Here is a 19,274-nt window from a genome sequence, read left to right as displayed (position 1 = left end):
CGGGCGGCCGGGCTACTGGGCGGGCAGCAGGCCCGTGCGGTAGATCGTGCCCGCGCAGGCGTTGGGCACCGTGGCCTCCGCCGACGGGGCGCCCGCTTCCGCGGTGTGGGTGACCGTGACGCTGCCCTCCGCGCGGGTGCCGTTGCCGTCGTCCTCCCGGACGAGCTGGGGCTCCGCTGCCGTGCCCGTGTCCGTGCCGTCGGAGCCGGTGGACCCCGTGGACGTACCACCGCCGGTGGGCGGGGTCGGGTCGGGCGTGGGTTCACCGCCGCCGGTGTCGCCGCCGCTGCCGCCGCCCTCCACGGGGCACTGCTCGCTCGGCACCCAGGCGAACTTCACCTCGTACGCGCCCGAGGGCTTGAGGAGCAGCGGCGCGGCCGTCTCCTGGGACGGGTCGGGGAGCCCCGTGGCGGGGTCGCCCGCCGCGTGGGCGACGACCGTGATCTTCGCCTGGTCGGCCGCGCCCATCGCCTGGACGGCGACGCCGCCGGCACCGGTGACCGAGCAGTCCGTGCCCGACACGTTGGTGATCCGGAAGGTCCCGTACACCTTGCCCTCGGCGTCCGGCTGGCCGGCCTCCGCCGACGCCACACCGAGCTGGGACGCCTCGCACACCGGTGCGGAGCCGGGCGCGGTGGTGGCCGGTGCCTCCGTGCCGCCCACGGTGCCGTCCGAGGCACCTGCCGGGGGCTGCCCCGGCTGCTGCGGGGAGGCGCTGTCGTCCGTGCCGCCGCCGCCCGGTCCCTTGCCGGTCTCGGTGCTGGGCGCTCCCGGGCCGCTGGTCTCCCCGCCGGTCTCCTCGCCCGTGCCGCCCTGCACCTGCTCGCCGTGCCCGGCGTTCACCGGCCGGTCGTCGGAGGTGCCGTCGGAGCCCGCGACGTGGACGAACGCCGGGACCGCCGTGCCGAACAGCAGCGCGGCCGCGGCGGCGCCCACCAGCGCCTGGCGTTTGCGGGCCCGCCGCGCGGGAACCGCCCGGCGCAGGTGCTCCAGGGTGCCGTCCGAGGGCTGGAGGTCCTCGACGGCGCCGTGCAGCATCCGGCGCAGCGCGAGTTCGTCGGCTCCGAGGTCACCGAAGCCCGTGAGGTCCTTTTCCGGCCCGTTGTTCACATCCGGCCCGTTGTTCACAATTCCGTTCCCAGTCCGGTCGTTCTCGTTCAACGGCCCGTCCGGCCCGTCGGGCCCGTACTGCTCGAACCCGTGCTTGTGCTCACTCATTTCGTGGCCTCCATGGCGACGCGCAGCGCCGCGATGCCACGTGACCCGTACGCCTTGACCGAGCCGAGCGATATGCCGAGCGTCTCCGCGACCTGCGCCTCGGTCATGTCCGCGAAGTACCGCAGCACCAGGACCTCGCGCTGCCGGCGCTGGAGGCCCCGCATGGCCTTGATCAGGGCGTCCCGCTCGAGCTGGTCGTACGCGCCCTCCTCCGCGCTCGCCATGTCGGGCATCGGCTTGGAGAGGAGCTTCAGGCCGAGGATCCGACGGCGCAGCGCGGACCGGGACAGGTTGACCACCGTCTGGCGCAGGTACGCCAGGGTCTTCTCGGGGTCACGCACGCGGCTCCGCGCCGAGTGGACGCGAATGAACGCCTCCTGGACGACGTCCTCGCACGAGGCGGTGTCGTCCAGCAGCAGTGCGGCGAGACCCAGCAGCGACCGGTAGTGGGCGCGGTAGGTCTCCGTGAGGTGATCGACGGTGGTCCCCGCGGTCGCCACCGGCTCGGCGCCGTCGGCGGCGCGCTGGGTCGGTATGCGGGTCGTACGCCTAGCGGCGGGCACGGGCGCGATCACCGGCATACCGCCGGGCTGACGGGGTCGCCGGAGCGGGCGCACCGCGCCCCTGCCCACACCGACCCCGACTCCCACTCCCGCCCCACGGGCGCGGAGCGGAGCCACCGCTGTGATGTCGAGTACCTCTGCCACGCCTGTTGGACACGCTTCCCCCCGCCAGGGTTGTACGCGCACGCAACCGGTTTTGACCGTGCGTCGTTTGCCCTCATGCGTACCCGCTCTTCCCCAATGCCCCGATATCGCGGCCACCACGAAGGGGCGACCGCATAGACGCTTTCCGCCCGACCACCGGTTGCAGCACAGGGGACAGCATCGTCGAACATGCCATCGCCCCAGTTCAAGTGACGCAGACCGAAGACTTGCTCACGGGGCGTTCACAGATCCTACAAAGATCCACCAGTCCGTTCACCGGGTATCGCGCCCGGATCAGGCCGGGAACTCGGCGGCGACGGCCTCCGCGATCTGCGCGGCGTTCAAAGCGGCACCTTTGCGCAGATTGTCGCCGCAGACGAAGAGCTCCAGCGCATGGTCGTCGTCCAGCGACCGCCGTACGCGCCCGACCCACGTGGGGTCGGTGCCCACGACATCGGCCGGTGTGGGGAAGTCACCGGCCGCCGGGTCGTCGTACAGGACGACCCCGGGCGAGGTGGCCAGGATCTCGTGGGCCCGCGCCACCGACACCTCGTGCTCGAACCGGGCGTGCACACAGACGGAGTGGGCGCTCACCACGGGGACGCGCACACAGGTCGCCGCCACGCGCAGCTCCGGCAGGGCCAGGATCTTGCGGGCCTCGTCCCGGACGCGCAGCTCCTCCGAGGACCAGCCGTCCTCCTCGACGGAGCCCGACCAGGGCACCACGTTCAGCGCGAGCGGGGCGGGGAAGGGCCCCGTGTCGTCGCCGACGGCCCGGCGCACATCGCCGGGGCAGGTGCCCAGCTCCGTGCCGGCGACCAGCGAGAGCTGCTCGCGCAGCACGGCGACGCCGCCCCGGCCCGCACCGCTCGCGGCCTGGTACGCGGAGACCACGAGCTCGCTCAGGCCGAACTCGGCGTGCAGCGCGCCCACCGCGACGATCAGGGCCAGCGTGGTGTCGCCGGGGCACGCGATGATCCCGCGCGGGCGCACCCGCACGCAGTGCGGGTTGATCTCGGGGACGACCAGCGGGACGTCCGGGTCCCTCCGGAACGCCGGGGAGGCGTCCACCACCACCGTGCCCTTGGCCGCCGCGACCGGCGCCCACTGCGCGGCGACGGCCCCGGGCACCAGGAACAGCGCGACGTCGGCGCCCTCCAGCGCCTCCTCGCCCAGCGCGAGGACCTCGACCTCCTCCCCGCGTACGGCCAGCTTGCGGCCGGCCGAGCGCGGGGAGGCGACGAGGCGGATGTCGCCCCAGACGTCGGCGTGCTGCGACAGGATCTGGAGCATCACCGCGCCGACGGCCCCGGTCGCTCCCACGACCGCGAGCGCCGGTTTGCGGTGCGTCACCGGCTCCACCGGCTCGTCACCGGCCGGTGCCTCCGTACACGACGGCCTCGTCGGAGTCGGAGTCGAGACCGAAGGCGGTGTGGACGGCGCGGACGGCCTCGTTGACGTCGTCGGCGCGGGTCACGACCGAGATGCGGATCTCGGAGGTCGAGATCAGCTCGATGTTCACGCCCGCGTCGGACAGCGCCTCGAAGAAGCCCGCCGTGACGCCCGGGTTGGTCTTCATCCCCGCGCCGACCAGCGAGATCTTGGCGATCTGGTCGTCGTAGCGCAGCGACTCGAAGCCGATCAGGGCCTTCTGCTTCTCCAGGGCGTCGATGGCCTTGCGGCCCTCCGACTTGGGCAGCGTGAAGGAGATGTCGGTCAGTCCGGTCGACGCGGCGGACACGTTCTGGACCACCATGTCGATGTTGATCTCGTTGTCCGCGATGGTGCGGAAGATCGCGGCGGCCTCGCCCGGCTTGTCCGGCACACCGACCACGGTGATCTTCGCCTCGGACGTGTCGTGCGCGACACCGGAGATGATGGCCTGCTCCACCTTGCGGTCCCCTCGCGGTTCGTTGCTGACCCACGTGCCCTGGAGCCCCGAGAAGGAGGACCGGACGTGGATCGGGATGTTGTAACGGCGTGCGTACTCGACGCACCGGTGCAGCAGCACCTTGGAGCCGGAGCTGGCGAGCTCCAGCATGTCCTCGAACGAGATCCAGTCGATCTTGCGGGCCTTCTTCACGACCCGGGGGTCGGCGGTGAAGACGCCGTCGACGTCGGTGTAGATCTCGCAGACCTCGGCGTCGAGCGCCGCGGCGAGGGCCACGGCGGTCGTGTCCGACCCGCCGCGCCCGAGGGTGGTGATGTCCTTCTTGTCCTGGGACACGCCCTGGAAGCCCGCGACGATGGCGATGTTGCCCTCGTCCAGAGCCGTACGGATACGGCCCGGCGTGACATCGATGATGCGCGCCTTGTTGTGGACGGAGTCGGTGATGACGCCCGCCTGGCTGCCCGTGAACGACTGGGCCTCGTGGCCCAGGTTTTTGATCGCCATGGCCAGCAGGGCCATGGAGATCCGCTCTCCGGCGGTCAGCAGCATGTCGAACTCACGCCCGGCAGGGATCGGGGATACCTGCTCGGCGAGATCGATCAACTCGTCCGTCGTGTCGCCCATCGCCGAAACCACGACGACCACCTGGTGGCCGTTCTTCTTGGCATCGACGATTCGCTTGGCGACGCGCTTGATGCCCTCGGCATCGGCAACGGAGGAGCCTCCGTACTTCTGCACGACAAGGCCCACGTGCGCTCCTCGCTCAGTCCGTTTGCGGTCAGCTCAGTCTAACGAGCGGCCGGGAAACGCCCCCGCCATACCACATCGTGAGATGTCCCGCTCACGACGTGATCATCGTGGGGCGCTTCACGGCCGCTCGGACTGTGCCTGCCCGGGGCCGGGCAGGCTACGCGGAATGTGGGCCGGGTCACCCGCTCACGCGGACGGTACGTACGCCAGGCCGTGCGCGCCCGGTTCGCCGGACCGGCCCACCTCCAGGGTCGCGACGACCTCCCCGGCCGCCAGGTCCACGACCGTCACCGTGCTGGACGAGACGGCGGCGACGTACCCGTACCGCCCGTCCGGCGACGAGGTGATCGTCAGCGGGAAGGCACCCACGTCCAGGCGGGCGCGCTCGTCGAGACCCTCGCCGTACACGTGCAGCACGCCCGGCCGCTGGCCGCCCAGCGCCGACCGCCCGGCCGTCATGCGCAGCTCACCGGCGAGCAGCAGGCCCGCCGGCGTCACGTGCACCGGGAAGACGACGCCCTCCGTCGGCAGCGTGCGGACGACCGCCCCGGTCGCCGTGTCGACCACCCGTACGCCCGCGTCCCGCACGGGCCCGCCGCCGAAGTCGCCCTTCGGCGCCGCCACGTACACCCGGCGCCCGTCGCCCGACACGGCGATGCCCTCGCTGCCGGGCACCTCGACACGGTCCACGAGCGCACCCGCGACGAGGTCGACGACCGACACGAACGGCGCCTCCTTGTTCGCCGTGTACGCGCGCGTGCCGTCCGGTGCGAGCGCGAACCAGTGCGGCCCCGGCGCCCCGACCGCCACCCGGCGCACCGGGCGCAGCGACTCGGCGTCCAGGGCCAGCAGGGCGCCCTCCGCGCCGGGGGACGCGCCCTCGACGCTCACCCAGAGCAGCTCGCCGGACGGATCGAGCGCGATGCCGTGCGGCGCCCATTCGGGAGCGAGGCCGACCACGCCGGTCACCCGCCGCTCGTCGGGGTCGATCACGACGAGCTCCCGCGCCCGCCCGCCGTTGGCGTGGTAGTAGCCGGACCGGTACGTGATCGTGCAGTACAGGCGCCGCCGGGCCGCGTCGAGGCACAGCTCGTGCGGCTCGTGCGGGACGCGGACCTCGCCGAGCCGGTCGTGGGTGGCCGCGTCGAAGAAGGTGACCGTGGGGCCGCTCTGGCTCACCACGGCCAGGACGTCGTTCGTCTCACTCATGCGGTCAGCCTCGAACCCGGGCCGGATTCACTCCAGTGCAATGCTGGCAAGGTGTCCTTGCGCCGTACGCAAACGGCGACGTCGTGCCGCCCACGGGCGGCGAAGCAGGTGATCGGAGTCACACCATGGGCCGCGACCCGGCATCCCTGGATCTCAACCTCCTCGTCGCGCTCGACGCCCTCCTCGAGGAGGAGAGCGTCACCGGCGCCGCCGCCCGCCTCCACGTCTCGGCACCGGCCATGAGCCGCACCCTGGGCCGCATCCGGGCCGCGCTCGGCGACCCCGTCCTGGTACGGGCCGGGCGCCACCTCGTCCCCACGCCCCGCGCCGTCGAGCTGCGGCCCCACGTCCGTACCGTCGTCGCCTCCGCCCGGGACCTGCTCGCGCCCCCGCCGCCCACCGACCCCGCCGCCCTGCGGCGCGAGTTCGCGGTCCAGGCGAGCGACCTGGTCCTCGCCCACCTCGGCGCCCGGCTGATCACCGCGGTCGCCCGGCAGGCCCCGGGCGTCACCCTGCGCTTCCTGCCGGAGAGCCTGGAGGGCACCCCCGCTCTGCGCGACGGGCGGCTCGACCTGGAGCTCGGGGTGATCGGGCACGCCGACCCGGAGACCCGGACCAAGGCGCTGGGCGTCACGGGCCTCGTCGGAGCCGTACGCCCCGGGCACCCTCTGGCGGCGCGTACGCGAGTCACGGCACGGGCCTTCGCCGCCGCCGAGCACGTGGGGGTGTCCCGTCAGGGGCGGGTGCACGGGCCGGTCGACGACGCGCTCGCCGCGCTGGGGCTGCGCCGGCGGGTGGTGGCGGTCGTGCCGGGGTGGTCGGCGGCGCTGCTGCTGTGCCGCGAGGCCGACCTGGTGGGTCTGGCCCCGCGGGGCGTCGCGGAGGCGCTCGGCCTGCGCACCTTCGAGGTCCCGCTGGACCTGCCGGCCCTGCCGCTGGGCATGGCGTGGCACCCGCGCAACGACGCGGACCCGGCGCACAGGTGGCTGCGCGACCGGGTCCGTGAGACCTGGAATGCCTCGGAGGCGGGTACTGCGTGACCGCGACCCGAGACGCCGGCGAGGCGGGGGCTACTTGACCGTACGCATGCCCAGGGGGCCGAGGATCTCCTGGGCCATCACCCGGCCCGCCTCCTCCGCGAGGGCCTCCTCGGTGAGGTCCTCGTCCGTGTCGAGCCCGTCGAGCTCCTCCAGCGGCTGGTCGAGGCGGACGTGCGAGACCAGCGACTGGAGGGCCCGCAGGGTCGCCGAGGCGGTGGGGCCCCAGTTGGAGAAGTACGAGAACTGCCACCACCACAGGGCCTCCGTGGTGCGGCCCGCCCGGTAGTGGGCCAGCCCGTGGCGCAGGTCCATGATGATGTCGGCCAGGTTGTCCGAGATCCGGCACGGCACGGGCGCCTTGCGGGGCTCGTACGGGTCGAAGACCTCGGAGAAGACGTCCACCGGGTCGAGCATGGCCGCGAACCGCATGCGCAGCTCATCGACGTCCAGGTCCGGCCCCGTGTCCGGTTCGTACCGCTCCTCCGGAATGATGTCCTCGTGGGCGCCCAGCCGCCCGCCGGTGAGCAGGAGCTGGGAGACCTCCAGGAGCAGGAACGGGACGGCACTGTCGGGCTCGTCGCCCTTCGCCACTTCCGTGGTGGCGACGATGAAGGACTCGATCGAGTCGGCGATCTGGACCGCGAAGCTGTCGGGGTCCATCGAGTGCGCGTGCAGTGTGGCGTCAGACATCGAGGAGTCGTCTCCCTTCGAACGCACGCCCGAGCGTGACCTCGTCGGCGTATTCCAGGTCTCCGCCAACGGGAAGTCCGCTGGCGAGGCGCGTGACCTTAAGGCCCATGGGCTTGACCATGCGCGCCAGATACGTCGCGGTGGCCTCCCCCTCCAGATTGGGGTCGGTCGCCAGGATCAGCTCGGTGACCGTTCCGTCCGCCAGGCGGGCCAGCAGCTCGCGGATCCGCAGGTCGTCGGGGCCGACGCCCTCGATCGGGCTGATCGCGCCGCCGAGGACGTGGTACCGCCCCCGGAACTCGCGCGTCCGCTCGATCGCGACGACGTCCTTCGGCTCCTCGACCACACAGATGACCGCCTCCTCACGGCGCGGATCACGGCAGATGCCGCACCGTTCCTCCTGCGCGACGTTGCCGCACACCGCGCAGAACCGGACCTTGTCCTTGACCTCCATGAGGGCATGGGCGAGGCGGCGTACGTCGGTCGGCTCGGCCTGGAGGATGTGGAAGGCGATCCGCTGCGCGCTCTTGGGACCGACGCCTGGCAGCCTGCCCAGCTCGTCGATGAGGTCCTGAACCACGCCTTCGTACAACGGAACGCCTCTCGTGGAGTGCTGTGATGCTTACGGTAGTTGCTGTGCGTACGGGTTAGAAGGGCGGGCGCCGCAGCCCGTCGCGGAGGGGCTAGAAGCCCAGGCCCGGGATGCCGCCGCCGCCGAGGCCCTGGGCGAGCGGGCCGAGCTTGGCCTGCTGGAGGGCCTGCGCGTTCTCGTTCGCGGCCTGGACGGCGGCGACGACGAGGTCGGCGAGGGTCTCGGTGTCCTCCGGGTCCACCGCCTTGGGGTCGATGACCAGGGCCCGCAGCTCGCCCGAGCCGGTCACCGTGGCCTTCACCAGGCCGCCGCCCGCCTGCCCGTCGACCTCGGTGCGCGCCAGCTCCTCCTGGGCACGGGCGAGGTCCTGCTGCATCTTCTGGGCCTGCTGGAGGATCTGCTGCATGTTGGGCTGGCCACCACCGGGAATCACGGTCACTCCTGGCATTTCGACGATGAGTATTCGGTATGCCGAGCCTACGTGGTCGCCGGATGGTCCGCCCCATCCACACGGCCTCACTCTTTCGTGTGAGAAACGGGCGTGCCCCCTAGCTGATCAAGCCCCTCTTGCGGGCGGAAATCCTGGGATTTCGCGCTTCCGGCCCACCATTCGGCGGTAGGAAAGGGCATGCGCACCAGTACGCACACGCGCATCGCACCGCCCGCACGTCACGGATTGTCACGCAGAGCGCAGAGGAGTGCCCCGGTGAGCCAGCCGGAGATGCAGCCCGGGGGGCCCGCCCGGGGGGAGGGCGCCGGCCACGACCGGTCCGGCGGCCACGGCGGCGATCTGAGCGGGCGCCCGTTCCCGCTCGGCGACTGGGGCGAGCCGGCGGAGCGGCTGGACGAGCTCTACCGGTGGGTGGAGGACCAGGCTCTGCGGACGGCCGGGTGGTACCTGGAGGACCGCGCCTGGAAGCGGCGGGGTGCCCGGGCGCTGCGAATCGGTACGGCGCTGGGCGCGATCGCCGGCGCGGGGCTGCCCCTGCTGGACCTGACGGGCGCGCTGGACGGGGCGTCGGGGTGGGGGTACGTGTCGCTGCTGCTGGGCGCCGCGTGCCTGGCCTGCGACCGGTACTTCGGGTTCACGTCCGGGTGGATGCGGGACGTGGCGACGGCGCAGGCGGTGCAGCGGCGCCTCCAGGCGTTCCAGTTCGACTGGGCGGCCGAGAGCATCCGGGAGGTGCTGGGCCCGGCGGAGGGCACGGCCAGCGAGGCGGCGGAGCGGTGCCTGGGTGTGCTGCGGCGGTTCTCGGAGGACGTGACGGAGCTGGTGCGGGCGGAGACGGCGGACTGGATGGTGGAGTTCCGCTCGGGGCCGGCGCCGCTGGTGATGCAGTCGACGCTGTCGTGCGCGCCGCCCCGTGCGGAGAACGGCCAGCCCCTGGGCCGCTTCCCGCTCCCGCCCGGCACCCGCCCGAACATGCCGCGCCAGCGGCCGCCGGAGCCCCGCTGACCCCCCGGCGGCCGCGGGGCGGTGGGGGGTCAGCTAAAGATGATCATCGAGCCCTGGCCCAGGCTGCGGGTGGCCGCCGCGTGCAGGCCCAGCCACACGTGGCGCTCCCGGGCGAAGGGGCTGTCGTCGTACGGGATCGGTCCCGCGGGCTCCTCCAGGGCCGTGGGACGGTCCGGCGGGTGCGGTGCGGCGGGCGGGTTCGCCGGGTCGATGCCGATCGACGGGGCGACGTACTCCAGCTCGCGCAGCAGGCCCTGGGCGGAGCCCAGGGGGCCGCCCCCGGCCAGCAGTTCCTCGTTGGACAGCGGCGTGGGGAAGTCGACCGGCACGTACGCGCCCGCGTGGTCGTAGTGCCACACCAGGTGGGACTGCTGGGCCGTCGACTCGAACATCTCCAGGAGCTGCTCGTAGTCGCCGCCGAGTTCGTCGACCGGGGTGACGGCGAGGCCGCAGATCTGGAGGAGGTAGGCGCGGCGGAGGAAGTGCAGGGCGTCATAGTCGAACCCCGCGACCGGCGCCACGTCGCCCGACAGGCCCGGCATGTAGGCGAAGACGGGCACGGTCGGCAGGCCCGCCTCGGTGAGGGCCTTGTCGTAGGCGGCGATCTCTTCCGCGAAGGGGTTGTCGGGGCTGTGGCACAGCACGTCGACGAGGGGGACCAACCACAGGTCACAGGCCAAGGGAGACTCCGCTCTCCTTCAGGTGCGTACGCGCTTACGCGGGTTTACGGCAGGCGGTCGGGACGATGAGTGCGCGGCTCGGGTGCCCATCCCATACCCATACGGGATGAGCGGTAAGAGCCGTCAGCCCAGCCCGTCGAGGTGGTCGGCCCACCGCATCGAGTGGGCGTTGTACGCGTCGATGGCGGCCATCACCGCGTCGGGGTCGCCGAGCGTGACCGCGTCGACGAGTTCCTCGTGGCCGTTCCACAGCCACGCGCCGGGCTCACGGGCGGCGCGCAGGTGCGGCACGGCGAACACCCACGCCTGGACGCGCAGCCGGTGGAGGAAGTCCGCGATGTAGCGGTTGGCGACGAAGCCGCTCAGCTCGCGCCAGAAGCGCAGGTCGTACCCGATCAGGATGTCCAGGTCGCCGGCGCGCGCCGCCCGCGCCGCCTCCTCGGCCCGCCGCCGTACGGACACCAGCGGCGCCCCGTGCGCGTGGAGGGCGTTGGCCCGGTCGGACAGGCGGCGGAAGATGCCGTCCACGATGAGCGCGCGGGCCTCGACCATGCCGCGGTAGTCCTCGACCGAGAACTGGTGGACGCGGAAGCCCTTGTGCTGGTCGGAGTCGAGCAGCCCCTGGGCCGTGAGGTCGACCAGCGCTTCCCGTACGGGCGTCGCCGACACGCCGTACTGCTCGGCGATGTGCTTGACCGTGAACTCCTGACCCGGCTGGAGACGCCCCGCGAGCACCTCGTCACGCAGCGCGTCCGCGATCTGCTGCCGCAGGGTGTTGCGGGTGACAGCTCCGCTCGCGGGCATGGCTTCTGGCCCCCTCCGTCCGGTTCCGGACACCTTAAGCCAGCCGGAGGGGGCGTACGGAGCCGGTTACGCGGTGTGCTCGTCGGCGACCGAGAGGGCGGCGTCGAGGGCGGCGAGCCCCTCCTTGGCCTCGGCCTCGGTGATGTTGCAGGCGGGCACGGCGTGGGTGCGGTTCATGTTGATGAAGGGCCACAGGCCGTTCTTCTTGCAGGCCGCGCCGAAGGCCGCCATGGGGGCGTTCGCCTCGCCGGTCGCGTTGTACGGGACGAGCGGTTCGCGGGTCTCGCGGTCGCGGACGAGGTCCAGCGCCCAGAAGGCGCCCAGCCCGCGCACCTCGCCGACGGACGGGTGGCGCTCGGCGAGCTCGCGCAGACCCGGGCCGAGGACGGTCTCGCCGAGCCGGGCGGCCTGCTCGACGACCTTCTCCTCGGCCATGACCTGGATGGTCGCGACGGCGGCCGCACAGGCGAGGGGGTGGCCGGAGTAGGTGAGGCCACCGGGGTAGGGCCGCTTGTCGAACGTCGCGGCGATCTCGGCGGAGATGGCGACGCCGCCGAGGGGGACGTACCCCGAGTTGACGCCCTTGGCGAAGGTCAGCAGGTCGGGTACGACGCCGAAGTGCTCGGCCGCGAACCAGGCGCCGGTGCGGCCGAAGCCCGCCATGACCTCGTCGAGGACGAGGACGATGCCGTACCGGTCGCAGATCTCGCGGACGCCGGGGAGGTAGCCGGGCGGCGGGGTCATGATGCCGGCGGTGCCGGGGACGGTCTCCAGGATGATCGCGGCGATGGACTGCGGCCCCTCGAAGGCGATCGTGTCCTCCAGGTGCGCCAGGGCGCGCTCGCACTCCTGCGCCTCGGTCTCGGCATAGAACGGCGAGCGGTAGAGGAACGGCGACCAGAAGTGCACGACGCCGGCGGAGGCGGTGTCGGAGGCCCAGCGGCGTGGGTCGCCGGTGAGGTTGATCGCGGTGGAGGTGGCGCCGTGGTACGAGCGGTAGGCGCTCATGATCTTCGGGCGGCCGGTGTACAGCCGGGCCATGCGGGCGGCGTTCTCGACCGCCTCGGCGCCGCCGTTGGTGAAGAAGATCTTGTCGAGGTCGCCGGGGGTGCGCTCGGCGATGAGGCGTGCGGCCTCGGAGCGTACGTCGATGGCGAAGGCGGGCGCGAAGGTGGCGAGCTTGCCCGCCTGCTCCTGGATCGCGGCGACGATCTTGGGGTGCTGGTAGCCGATGTTGGTGTAGACGAGGCCGCTGGTGAAGTCGAGGTAGCGGTTTCCGTCGTAGTCCCAGAAGTGCGCACCCTCGGCACCGGCGACGGCGAGCGGGTCGATCAGGCCCTGGGCGGACCAGGAGTGGAACACGTGGGCGCGGTCGGCGGCCTTGACGGCGGCACCGGCGCGGGGATCGGCGAGATCGGCATGAGGGGTCATGGCGCCCAGGGTAAGGACGCGCTGGTGGGCGCCGGTATGGCCATCTTGTATGGCGGAAGGGGCGGGGCTCGGCAGGGTGTCGGGGGTGGGGCCGGGGAGAAGGGTATTGACAGCATTCTGTCGTCGTGACAGTATTCTGTCATCAGCTCGAACGATTGAACGGAATCCGCAGCACCGCCGCAGGCACGCCCACACAGGAGGCCCCCATGTCCGGCACCAATCAGCGCAAGACCGTTCATCTCGCCGTCTACGACACCTTGGCCGACTGGGAGACCGGCCACGCCACCGCCTGGTTGGCGCGCAGCGGGTACGAAATCCGCACGGTCGGCCCCACCAGCGAGCCGGTGACCAGCATCGGCGGGCTGCGCATCACCCCCGACGCGGCCCTCGCGGACCTGCGCCCCGAGGACAGCGCGCTGCTGATCCTCCCGGGCGCCGACCTCTGGGACACGAGCGACGATCTGGCGCCGTTCGCCGCCACGGCACGGGCGTTCCTGGACGCGGGCGTGCCGGTGGCCGCGATATGCGGGGCGACCGCGGGCCTGGCACGCGAGGGGCTGCTGGACGACCGGCCGCACACCAGCGCGGTCTCCTTCTACCTCGCGGCGACCGGCTACAAGGGCGGCGAGCACTACGTCGACACGGACGCGGTCACCGACGGGGACCTGATCACCGCCGGGCCCACCGAGCCGGTCGCGTTCGCCCGCGAGGTTCTGGGGAGGATGGGCGCGTTCGAGGGCGCGAAGCTGGACGCCTGGTACCGCCTGTTCCACGACTCCGACCCGGCCGCCTACGAGGAACTGAACTCATGACCCGTGTCGAACGGCACGTGCAGGACCTGCTCAGCCGCACGGCGCTGGGTGTCTTCCGGCTGAACGGCCAGTTCCTCGCCGTCTCGGAGAAGCTGGCCAAGCCGGCCGGGCTCACCGCCGCGTGGTGGCAGGTGCTCGGGGCCGTGCTGGCCGAACCGCTGCCGGTCTCCGGGATCGCCCGGGCCATGGGCATCACCCGGCAGAGCGTGCAGCGGATCGCGGACCTGCTGGTGCGCGAGGGCCTGGCCGAGTACCAGCCGAACCCGGCCCACCGGCGCGCCAAGCTCCTCGCGCCGACACACCTGGGCCGGGTGACGGTCGCCCGCATAGAGCCGGCTCACGCGGAGCTGGCGACGCGCCTGGCCGCCGAGCTGGGCGAGGAGGCGTTCGCCGAGACGGCCCGCGTACTGGAACGGCTGTCGGTGGCGATGGACGCGGTCACGGACGAGGGTCCGGGGACGGGTCCGGGTCCGGGTTCGGGGACGGGTTCGGGCTCGATGACGGGTCCGGGCCGAACGGCTGGTACAGGGAGCCCATGACGTACTCCATGGCTTCGACGTACTCGGGGTCGGTCATCCGCCGTGCCTGTTCGGCCTCGTCGACGTCCTCCACGTGGGTCTGAATCCACCACAGGTTGCCGAACGGGTCGCGCACCCGGCCGACCCGGTCGCCGAAGAACAGGGGCGTCACCTCGGTGACGGAGGTCCCGCCGGCCTCCACCGCCCGCCGGTGCGTGGCGTCCGCGTCCTCGACGTACAGCCGCAGGAACGCGGGAGTGACCGGCCAGTCGCGCGGGCCGTCGAACGCCATCACCCGGGCGTCGCCGATCCGCAGCTCGGCGTGCCCGATGGAGCCGTCCTCCATGACGAACCGGCCCAGGTCCTCGGCGCCGAAGGCCCGCTCCAGGTAGTCGATCAGACCGGCCGTGTCATGCGTGATGATCCACGGCGTGACGGTGGTGTAGCCCTCGGGAACCGCGCGTACGGACATGGTGGGACCTCCGTGACAGGTCGTCGTCGACACCGACAGTAGGAGGCGTATAGGTCAGTTCCTGTCCTTCGCGCGCCGGTCGGGTAGTGTTCGCGTCTCCAGCCGGAGATCCATCGAGGAGGTGAGACCCATCAACGCCAGGTCAGGCAGGGCTCTCCCCTCCCACGGCTCGTAGGACACGGGCACCCGGGAGCGCCCTCAGGCGTCCCGAAAGGCAGTCACCTCACATGCCCGCGACACCCGTTCCCCTCTCCTTCTCCACCACCGTCACCAGGCTGCGCGCCGCCGGGTGCGTCTTCGCCGAGGACGAGGCGCGATTGCTGCTGTCCACCGCCCCCGCGCCCGGTGAGCTCGACGCGATGATCGAGCGCCGCGCCGCCGGGCACCCCCTCGAACACGTGCTGGGCTGGGCCGAGTTCCGTGGCCGGCGCATCGCCGTCGACGAGGGCGTGTTCGTGCCGCGCCGCCGCACCGAGTTCCTCGTCGCCCAGGCCGCGTCCCTCGCCCCGCCCGGGGCGGTGGTTGTCGACCTGTGCTGCGGCTCGGGCGCGCTGGGCGTGTCGCTCGTCGCCGACGTGGACGGCGCCGAGCTGTACGCCGCCGACATCGACCCCGCCGCCGTGCGGTGCGCCCGGCGGAACATCACGGCCGCCGGGGGCCGGGTCTTCGAGGGCGACCTGTACGAGCCGCTCCCGGCGGAACTGCGGGGCCGGGTGGACGTCCTGCTGGCCAACGTTCCGTACGTCCCGACCGAGGAGGTGGAGCTGCTGCCCGCCGAGGCCCGCGTCCACGAGGCCCGCGTCGCGCTGGACGGCGGCGCCGACGGGCTCGACGTGCTGCGCCGCGTGGCGGCCGGGGCGCCGGAGTGGCTGGCGCCGGGCGGCAGCCTGCTGTTCGAGACGAGCGAGCACCAGGCCGCCACCGCCACGGCCGTGGTCACCTCCGCCGGTCTGACCCCGCGGGTCATGACCTGCGAGGACCTGTACGCCACGGTGGTCGTCGCGGCACGCGACCGGGCCGCGCCGTCCGGGTCGCCGAGCGCACCGGGGCCCCCGAGGGGCGGCGGCTGAGCCCCTCGTCCCGGCGGCCCCGGCAACCCACCTCAGCAACCCACGGCGAGCAGGGTGGAGCGCAGCAGGACCGGGTGGACGAACCGGTCGGCGGCGGTCGGCGGGCACCGCCACGACAGCGGCCAGGTGTGCCCGCCGAGCGCGGGCACCGGCACGTAGCTCACCGTGCCCCGGCAGGCGTTGAACGGCATCGCGCCGGGCGGCCAGGCACGGCCCGGCGTGCTGCCCGGCGGGAGCAGGAAGTACACGCCCCGCCGGCCGTTCGCCTCCACGACGACGGGGCCCGGGTCGCCTCCGGTCATGCACTCCAGGAGGTCGGCGACCCGCCGCCCGTCGTCCCCGTCGACGCGTACGGCGTCGAATTGCACCCCCGCTTTGCGGAGTTGGAATCCGGACACCGGAATCCATTCGAAGTTCGCGTGGCAACTTGGCGCATTCACAAGGACATCGTGGACCGTCACGGCTAGCGTTCCTCACGACTGCGGAAGCCCGTAGGACCCGCGTTGACCTGCGGGAACGGCGTCCCATGGCAGTCGAATTCGGCGGGGTCGGGTTGTGACCGGTTGAGACCGGTTGAATCGAGGCGGTGACGCACTTTGGCGCGAACCGAGAACAAGGAAACGGCGGGTCCGGCGACGCGACTCGTGGCGGACATGGCCCGCAAGATGCGGACCAGGAAGGGTTGGACGCAGGAACAGCTCGGCAAGGAGATCGGCTTCACCGGTGCGGCGGTCAGTGCCATGGAGACGTGCGCCCAGCCGGCCAGCGACGCGATGCTGGTGCAGCTCGAACGGGTGCTGGGCGACGGGCTGGGCCTGTTCGAGCAGGCGCGGCTGTACGTGCGGCTGGACAAGCACCCCGAGCAGTTCAAGAACTACGCGCTGCTGGAGCAGAAGGCGGTGAGCCTGTCGCTCTACGCCACGCTGGTGGTGCACGGGCTGTTCCAGACGGAGGCGTACGCGCGGGCGCTGATCGGCGGCGGGTACCCGCCGCTGCCGGAGCGGCGGGTGGAGGAGCTGGTCGAGGCGAGGATGGCGCGCAGGGAGCTGTTCGAGCGGGAGCCGGTGGCGCTGGTCGAGCTGGTCCTGGAGGAGTCGGTGCTGCGCCGCACGATCGGCGGCGCGGAGGTCATGCACGGACAGTTGCTGCACCTCGCGGACTGCGCGCGGAGGCGGAACGTGACGGTTCAGGTGCTGCCACTGGACTGCGGGCTGAGCGGGGAGCACGCTGGTGATCGGGGAGATATCAACCTGGTGGAAACTCCGGAGCACGACCACCTCGTGTACCTGGAGCCACAAGACGAGAGCCTGTTGATCAAGGACCCGGCAAAGGTGAGTACGTACGGCCAGCGGTATGCGAGGATCCGAGCCCAGGCCCTGGATCGACGTGAATCGCTGGGCCTCATCGAGCGGTTGGCAGGAGAGCCGAGATGACCAGCACCCTGCGGTGGTTCAAGTCCAGCTACAGCAGCAGCAGCGGCGGCGACTGCGTCGAAGTCGCCTTCGACTGGCGTACGTCCTCGTACAGCAGCTCCAGCGGCGGCGAGTGCGTCGAGGTGGCCGCCTGCCCCCACACCGTCCACGTCCGTGACTCCAAGAACCCCGGCGGGCCCGTCCTCGCCGTCGCGCCGGCGGCCTGGGGGTCCTTCCTCGACTGGGCCGAGTAGGGTTACTGGTAGGAATCACCTGAAAGGGGGCGAGATGTCCGCGATCAGGCAGAGCGTCGAGATCTCGCGTCGTCCCGAGGACGTCTTCTCCTACCTGACCGACACCTCTCACATGCCCGAGTGGCAGGAGAGCGCCCTGGCGGTCACCCCGGCCGGAGGCGCCTCCGGCGGCTTGGGCTCCCGGGTCAGGGTGACCCGGCAGATGGGCCGCCGGCGGATGCCGATGACCATGGAGATGAGCGAGTACGACCCCCCGCGGAGCTTCCGTATGGACGGGGTCGACGGCCCGGTTCGGGGCCATGTGCACGGGACGGTCGAGCCGATCGGCGACGGCGAGCGGTCGCGCGTGACGCTGGACCTGGACTTCGAGTCGCACGGGATCGGGAAGGTGCTCGTGCCGCTGGTCGTCCGTCCGCGCGTGAAGAAGGAGCTGCCGAGGAACGAGCGGCACCTGAAGGACATCCTGGAGGCACGCCCGTAGGACACGGGGGGCGGGAGAAGCAGGGCCCGGACGAGCTTCGGGCCCCGCGTCCCCTCGTCGGCAGGCCCCGCGTCCCTTCGTCGGCCGGCTACTGGTCGGGGCCCGCCCAGTCGAAGGTGATGTGCTTGCTGGACTGGCCCGCGCGGCTCCACTGGAATCCGTAGGCGTCGGCCCGGTCCGCGATCGACCGGCCCCGGGTCGCGACCTGGCCCGGGCCCGTTTCGGAACCGGGCAGGTTCACCGTCTGGACGCGGGCGCCCTCCGGGGTCGTCGGACCGGTCAGCGCCTCGGCGCGGGCTTCCGCGGCCGGGGATGGCGGCGCTCCATGAGCCCAGGTCGTCGTCGATCGTGAACGTGATCGGGGCGAACTCCATGCCCCGCGTCTCCATGGCGGCCACCCTGGCGAACTCGGCGGGCCAACTGCCCGCCTGACCGCCGAAGATCATCGGTATGGCCTCGCGTCCTGGAAGGGCAGGCGCACCGACCCACTCCCGGAGGGCCGCCACGACCACGTACCACCGCCGGATGGCGACCGAGCCCCCGCTGCGGCGGGGCAATCTGCTGTCGCCCCGGGCGCTGGTGACCGCCTGGTCACTGCTCGTGCTGATCGCCGTTCTCGCCTGGGCTGCTGCTGGGGGCTGATGATCGTCTTCATCCCGCTGGGGGTCATGAACATCGCGGCGATGGCCGGGGGGCGGTGGTGATCTTCGTCGAGAAGCACATGGCGTGACGGGCCGCGTGCCCGCCTCACGCGCCCTCCCGGGCCGCGTCGCACTCCCGACGCACTCCCGACGCACTCCCGACGCACGAGCCGGTGAGGGCGGCGAGGGCGGCCCCCCGCGGGTGGCCGCCCTCGTGCGTGGGGAACGGAGCCTCAGCAGCTCAGGTTCGCGCCCGTCGGGACGCCCAGGATCTGGGTGAAGCGCTGGTAGTTGTTGATGCGGCTCTGGACCTGGGCCGGGTTCTTGCCGTCGCACTCCAGGGAGCCGTTGATGGAGCGGATGGTCTGGCCGAAGCCGGCGCCGTTGACCATGGCGTTGTGCGGGGTCATCGTGCCCGGGCCGTTCTGGGTGTTCCAGTACCAGAGGCCGGTCTTCCAGGCGATGGGCGCCTCGCGCTCGACGCGGTGAGGGTTGCCCAGCAGGTCGATGCCGAGGGCGTCACCGGCCGCCTTGTAGTTGAAGTTCCAACTGAGCTGGATGGGTCCGCGGCCGTAGTAGGCGGCCTGGCCTGCCGGGCAGCCGTAGGGCTGGTTGCGGTCGCAGTAGTGCGGGTAGTTGGCGGTGTTCTGCTCCACGATGTGGACCAGGCCGCCCGTCTCGTGCGAGACGTTCGCCAGGAACGCGGCGGCCTCCTGCTTCTTGACCGTGTCGCTGCCGGTGTTGGCGAAGCCGGGGTACGCGCTGAGCGCGGCGGTCAGGCCGCTGTACGTGTAGAACGAGTTGCGGTTCGGGAACATCTGGTTGAACTGGGCCTCGCTCACCACGAAGCCGGACGGGGACGGGGTGGGCGTGCCGCCGCCTCCGCCGCACGCGCCCTGGTCGGACCAGACGTCGGCGGAGCCGGGCCGTTCGTTCTGGGTCCACCACTTCGCCAGCCAGTTGCGGCCGTTGTACGAGGCGGTCTTGCCGCCCGTGTAGACGGTGGAGGAGCTCCACGGCGCGGCACACTCGGCCGCCGAGGCGGTGGAGACGGGGAGGACCACTGCCAGGCCGACGGCCGTGGCGAGGGCGGCGAAGAGGGTCAACAGGCGTCGACGCATGGGGCTTGACCTTTCGGTGGGGGGT

Annotated in this window: 22 protein-coding genes and 2 pseudogenes; 9 read left to right on the top strand and 15 right to left on the bottom strand. The window is 72.1% G+C overall.

The features are described from left to right. Window positions 1-12 precede the first annotated feature (12 nt). From E2B92_RS15550 to E2B92_RS15530, 5 genes are all read right to left on the bottom strand, one after another. Window positions 13-1,218: a hypothetical protein gene (locus E2B92_RS15550; protein WP_235023827.1), complete on the bottom strand. Its 1,206-nt coding sequence runs from the start codon at window positions 1,216-1,218 to the stop codon at window positions 13-15. Continuing rightward, entirely contained in the window at window positions 1,215-1,925 is a 711-nt protein-coding gene (locus E2B92_RS15545; protein WP_126887846.1) for a SigE family RNA polymerase sigma factor, read from the bottom strand. The genes E2B92_RS15550 and E2B92_RS15545 overlap by 4 nt, the downstream gene beginning before the upstream one ends. A 294-nt stretch (window positions 1,926-2,219) precedes the next feature. Continuing rightward, complete coding sequence (locus tag E2B92_RS15540) at window positions 2,220-3,278, bottom strand: aspartate-semialdehyde dehydrogenase (protein ID WP_185923692.1); 1,059 nt, start codon at window positions 3,276-3,278, stop codon at window positions 2,220-2,222. 16 nt (window positions 3,279-3,294) lie between these two features. Then, complete coding sequence (locus E2B92_RS15535; RefSeq protein WP_126887848.1) at window positions 3,295-4,566, bottom strand: aspartate kinase; 1,272 nt, start codon at window positions 4,564-4,566, stop codon at window positions 3,295-3,297. Between the two features lie 186 nt (window positions 4,567-4,752). After that, a complete protein-coding gene (locus E2B92_RS15530; protein WP_126887849.1) occupies window positions 4,753-5,775 on the bottom strand; it encodes a YncE family protein in 1,023 nt (340 codons plus the stop codon). Window positions 5,776-5,900: 125 nt separating this feature from the next. Between E2B92_RS15530 and E2B92_RS15525 the strand changes: the two genes are divergently transcribed. Next, complete coding sequence (locus tag E2B92_RS15525; protein WP_185923693.1) at window positions 5,901-6,815, top strand: LysR family transcriptional regulator; 915 nt, start codon at window positions 5,901-5,903, stop codon at window positions 6,813-6,815. A 30-nt stretch (window positions 6,816-6,845) separates the two neighbouring features. Here the strand turns inward: E2B92_RS15525 and E2B92_RS15520 are convergent, their stop codons facing one another. The 3 genes from E2B92_RS15520 to E2B92_RS15510 form a co-directional block, all read right to left on the bottom strand. Continuing rightward, on the bottom strand, window positions 6,846-7,505 hold the full coding sequence (locus tag E2B92_RS15520; RefSeq protein WP_126887850.1) for a DUF5063 domain-containing protein: 660 nt from the start codon (window positions 7,503-7,505) through the stop codon (window positions 6,846-6,848). Further along, window positions 7,498-8,097, bottom strand: a complete 600-nt coding sequence (recR, locus tag E2B92_RS15515; protein WP_126887851.1) for a recombination mediator RecR — start codon at window positions 8,095-8,097, stop codon at window positions 7,498-7,500. Before recR ends, E2B92_RS15520 begins: the two co-directional genes overlap by 8 nt. Window positions 8,098-8,188: 91 nt before the next feature. Beyond that, window positions 8,189-8,530, bottom strand: a complete 342-nt coding sequence (locus E2B92_RS15510; protein ID WP_126887857.1) for a YbaB/EbfC family nucleoid-associated protein — start codon at window positions 8,528-8,530, stop codon at window positions 8,189-8,191. Between the two features lie 273 nt (window positions 8,531-8,803). On the opposite strand from E2B92_RS15510, the gene E2B92_RS15505 reads away from it, so the two are divergent. Next, on the top strand, window positions 8,804-9,553 hold the full coding sequence (locus E2B92_RS15505) for an SLATT domain-containing protein (protein ID WP_185923694.1): 750 nt from the start codon (window positions 8,804-8,806) through the stop codon (window positions 9,551-9,553). A 29-nt stretch (window positions 9,554-9,582) separates the two neighbouring features. On the opposite strand, the gene E2B92_RS15500 is transcribed toward E2B92_RS15505, so the two are convergent. From E2B92_RS15500 to E2B92_RS15490, 3 genes are all read right to left on the bottom strand, one after another. Continuing rightward, window positions 9,583-10,233 carry a hypothetical protein gene (locus E2B92_RS15500; RefSeq protein WP_126887852.1) on the bottom strand — a complete coding sequence of 217 codons (651 nt, stop codon included), beginning with the start codon at window positions 10,231-10,233 and terminating at the stop codon, window positions 9,583-9,585. A gap of 123 nt (window positions 10,234-10,356) precedes the next feature. Further along, window positions 10,357-11,037: a GntR family transcriptional regulator gene (locus E2B92_RS15495; RefSeq protein ID WP_126887853.1), complete on the bottom strand. Its 681-nt coding sequence runs from the start codon at window positions 11,035-11,037 to the stop codon at window positions 10,357-10,359. Window positions 11,038-11,103: 66 nt separating this feature from the next. Further along, entirely contained in the window at window positions 11,104-12,468 is a 1,365-nt protein-coding gene (locus E2B92_RS15490) for an aspartate aminotransferase family protein (RefSeq protein ID WP_126887854.1), read from the bottom strand. 206 nt (window positions 12,469-12,674) lie between these two features. Here E2B92_RS15490 and E2B92_RS15485 point away from each other — a divergent pair, with 206 nt between their 5' ends. Both E2B92_RS15485 and E2B92_RS15480 read left to right on the top strand, forming a co-directional pair. Continuing rightward, entirely contained in the window at window positions 12,675-13,280 is a 606-nt protein-coding gene (locus E2B92_RS15485) for a type 1 glutamine amidotransferase family protein (RefSeq protein WP_126888776.1), read from the top strand. Further along, window positions 13,277-13,819 carry a MarR family winged helix-turn-helix transcriptional regulator gene (locus E2B92_RS15480; RefSeq protein ID WP_126888777.1) on the top strand — a complete coding sequence of 181 codons (543 nt, stop codon included), beginning with the start codon at window positions 13,277-13,279 and terminating at the stop codon, window positions 13,817-13,819. The genes E2B92_RS15485 and E2B92_RS15480 overlap by 4 nt, the downstream gene beginning before the upstream one ends. Here E2B92_RS15480 and E2B92_RS15475 read toward each other — a convergent pair. Further along, window positions 13,719-14,270, bottom strand: a complete 552-nt coding sequence (locus E2B92_RS15475) for a VOC family protein (RefSeq protein WP_126888778.1) — start codon at window positions 14,268-14,270, stop codon at window positions 13,719-13,721. The genes E2B92_RS15480 and E2B92_RS15475 overlap by 101 nt on opposite strands. A gap of 227 nt (window positions 14,271-14,497) precedes the next feature. Between E2B92_RS15475 and E2B92_RS15470 the strand changes: the two genes are divergently transcribed. After that, window positions 14,498-15,340 (top strand): putative protein N(5)-glutamine methyltransferase, encoded by an 843-nt coding sequence (locus E2B92_RS15470; protein ID WP_126888779.1) that lies wholly within the window; start codon window positions 14,498-14,500, stop codon window positions 15,338-15,340. A gap of 32 nt (window positions 15,341-15,372) precedes the next feature. On the opposite strand, the gene E2B92_RS15465 is transcribed toward E2B92_RS15470, so the two are convergent. Next, entirely contained in the window at window positions 15,373-15,780 is a 408-nt protein-coding gene (locus E2B92_RS15465; RefSeq protein WP_126888780.1) for a hypothetical protein, read from the bottom strand. A gap of 213 nt (window positions 15,781-15,993) precedes the next feature. Between E2B92_RS15465 and E2B92_RS15460 the strand changes: the two genes are divergently transcribed. The 3 genes from E2B92_RS15460 to E2B92_RS15450 are packed head-to-tail and all read left to right on the top strand — an operon-like array spanning window position 15,994 to window position 17,487. Continuing rightward, window positions 15,994-16,773 carry a helix-turn-helix domain-containing protein gene (locus E2B92_RS15460; RefSeq protein ID WP_126888781.1) on the top strand — a complete coding sequence of 260 codons (780 nt, stop codon included), beginning with the start codon at window positions 15,994-15,996 and terminating at the stop codon, window positions 16,771-16,773. Next, window positions 16,770-17,006, top strand: a complete 237-nt coding sequence (locus E2B92_RS15455; RefSeq protein ID WP_126888782.1) for a DUF397 domain-containing protein — start codon at window positions 16,770-16,772, stop codon at window positions 17,004-17,006. The genes E2B92_RS15460 and E2B92_RS15455 overlap by 4 nt, the downstream gene beginning before the upstream one ends. Window positions 17,007-17,040: 34 nt before the next feature. After that, window positions 17,041-17,487 carry an SRPBCC family protein gene (locus E2B92_RS15450; protein WP_126888783.1) on the top strand — a complete coding sequence of 149 codons (447 nt, stop codon included), beginning with the start codon at window positions 17,041-17,043 and terminating at the stop codon, window positions 17,485-17,487. An 88-nt stretch (window positions 17,488-17,575) separates the two neighbouring features. Here E2B92_RS15450 and E2B92_RS15445 read toward each other — a convergent pair. Further along, window positions 17,576-17,948 (bottom strand): annotated as a pseudogene (locus E2B92_RS15445) (DUF1326 domain-containing protein); the annotation flags it as partial. A gap of 159 nt (window positions 17,949-18,107) precedes the next feature. On the opposite strand from E2B92_RS15445, the pseudogene E2B92_RS34130 reads away from it, so the two are divergent. Further along, window positions 18,108-18,224: pseudogene (locus tag E2B92_RS34130) on the top strand (copper chaperone); the annotation flags it as partial. A gap of 137 nt (window positions 18,225-18,361) precedes the next feature. Here the strand turns inward: E2B92_RS34130 and E2B92_RS15435 are convergent. Then, window positions 18,362-19,249, bottom strand: coding sequence for a glycoside hydrolase family 19 protein (locus E2B92_RS15435; RefSeq protein WP_126888784.1), 888 nt, complete (start codon window positions 19,247-19,249; stop codon window positions 18,362-18,364). Window positions 19,250-19,274 lie beyond the last annotated feature (25 nt).

The sequence above is a fragment of the Streptomyces sp. WAC05374 genome, assembly GCF_004353505.1.
In the GTDB taxonomy this organism is placed as follows: domain Bacteria; phylum Actinomycetota; class Actinomycetes; order Streptomycetales; family Streptomycetaceae; genus Streptomyces.
The sequence above is the reverse complement of the archived record's forward strand: the minus strand, read 5'-3'. Positions and strand labels throughout refer to the sequence as shown.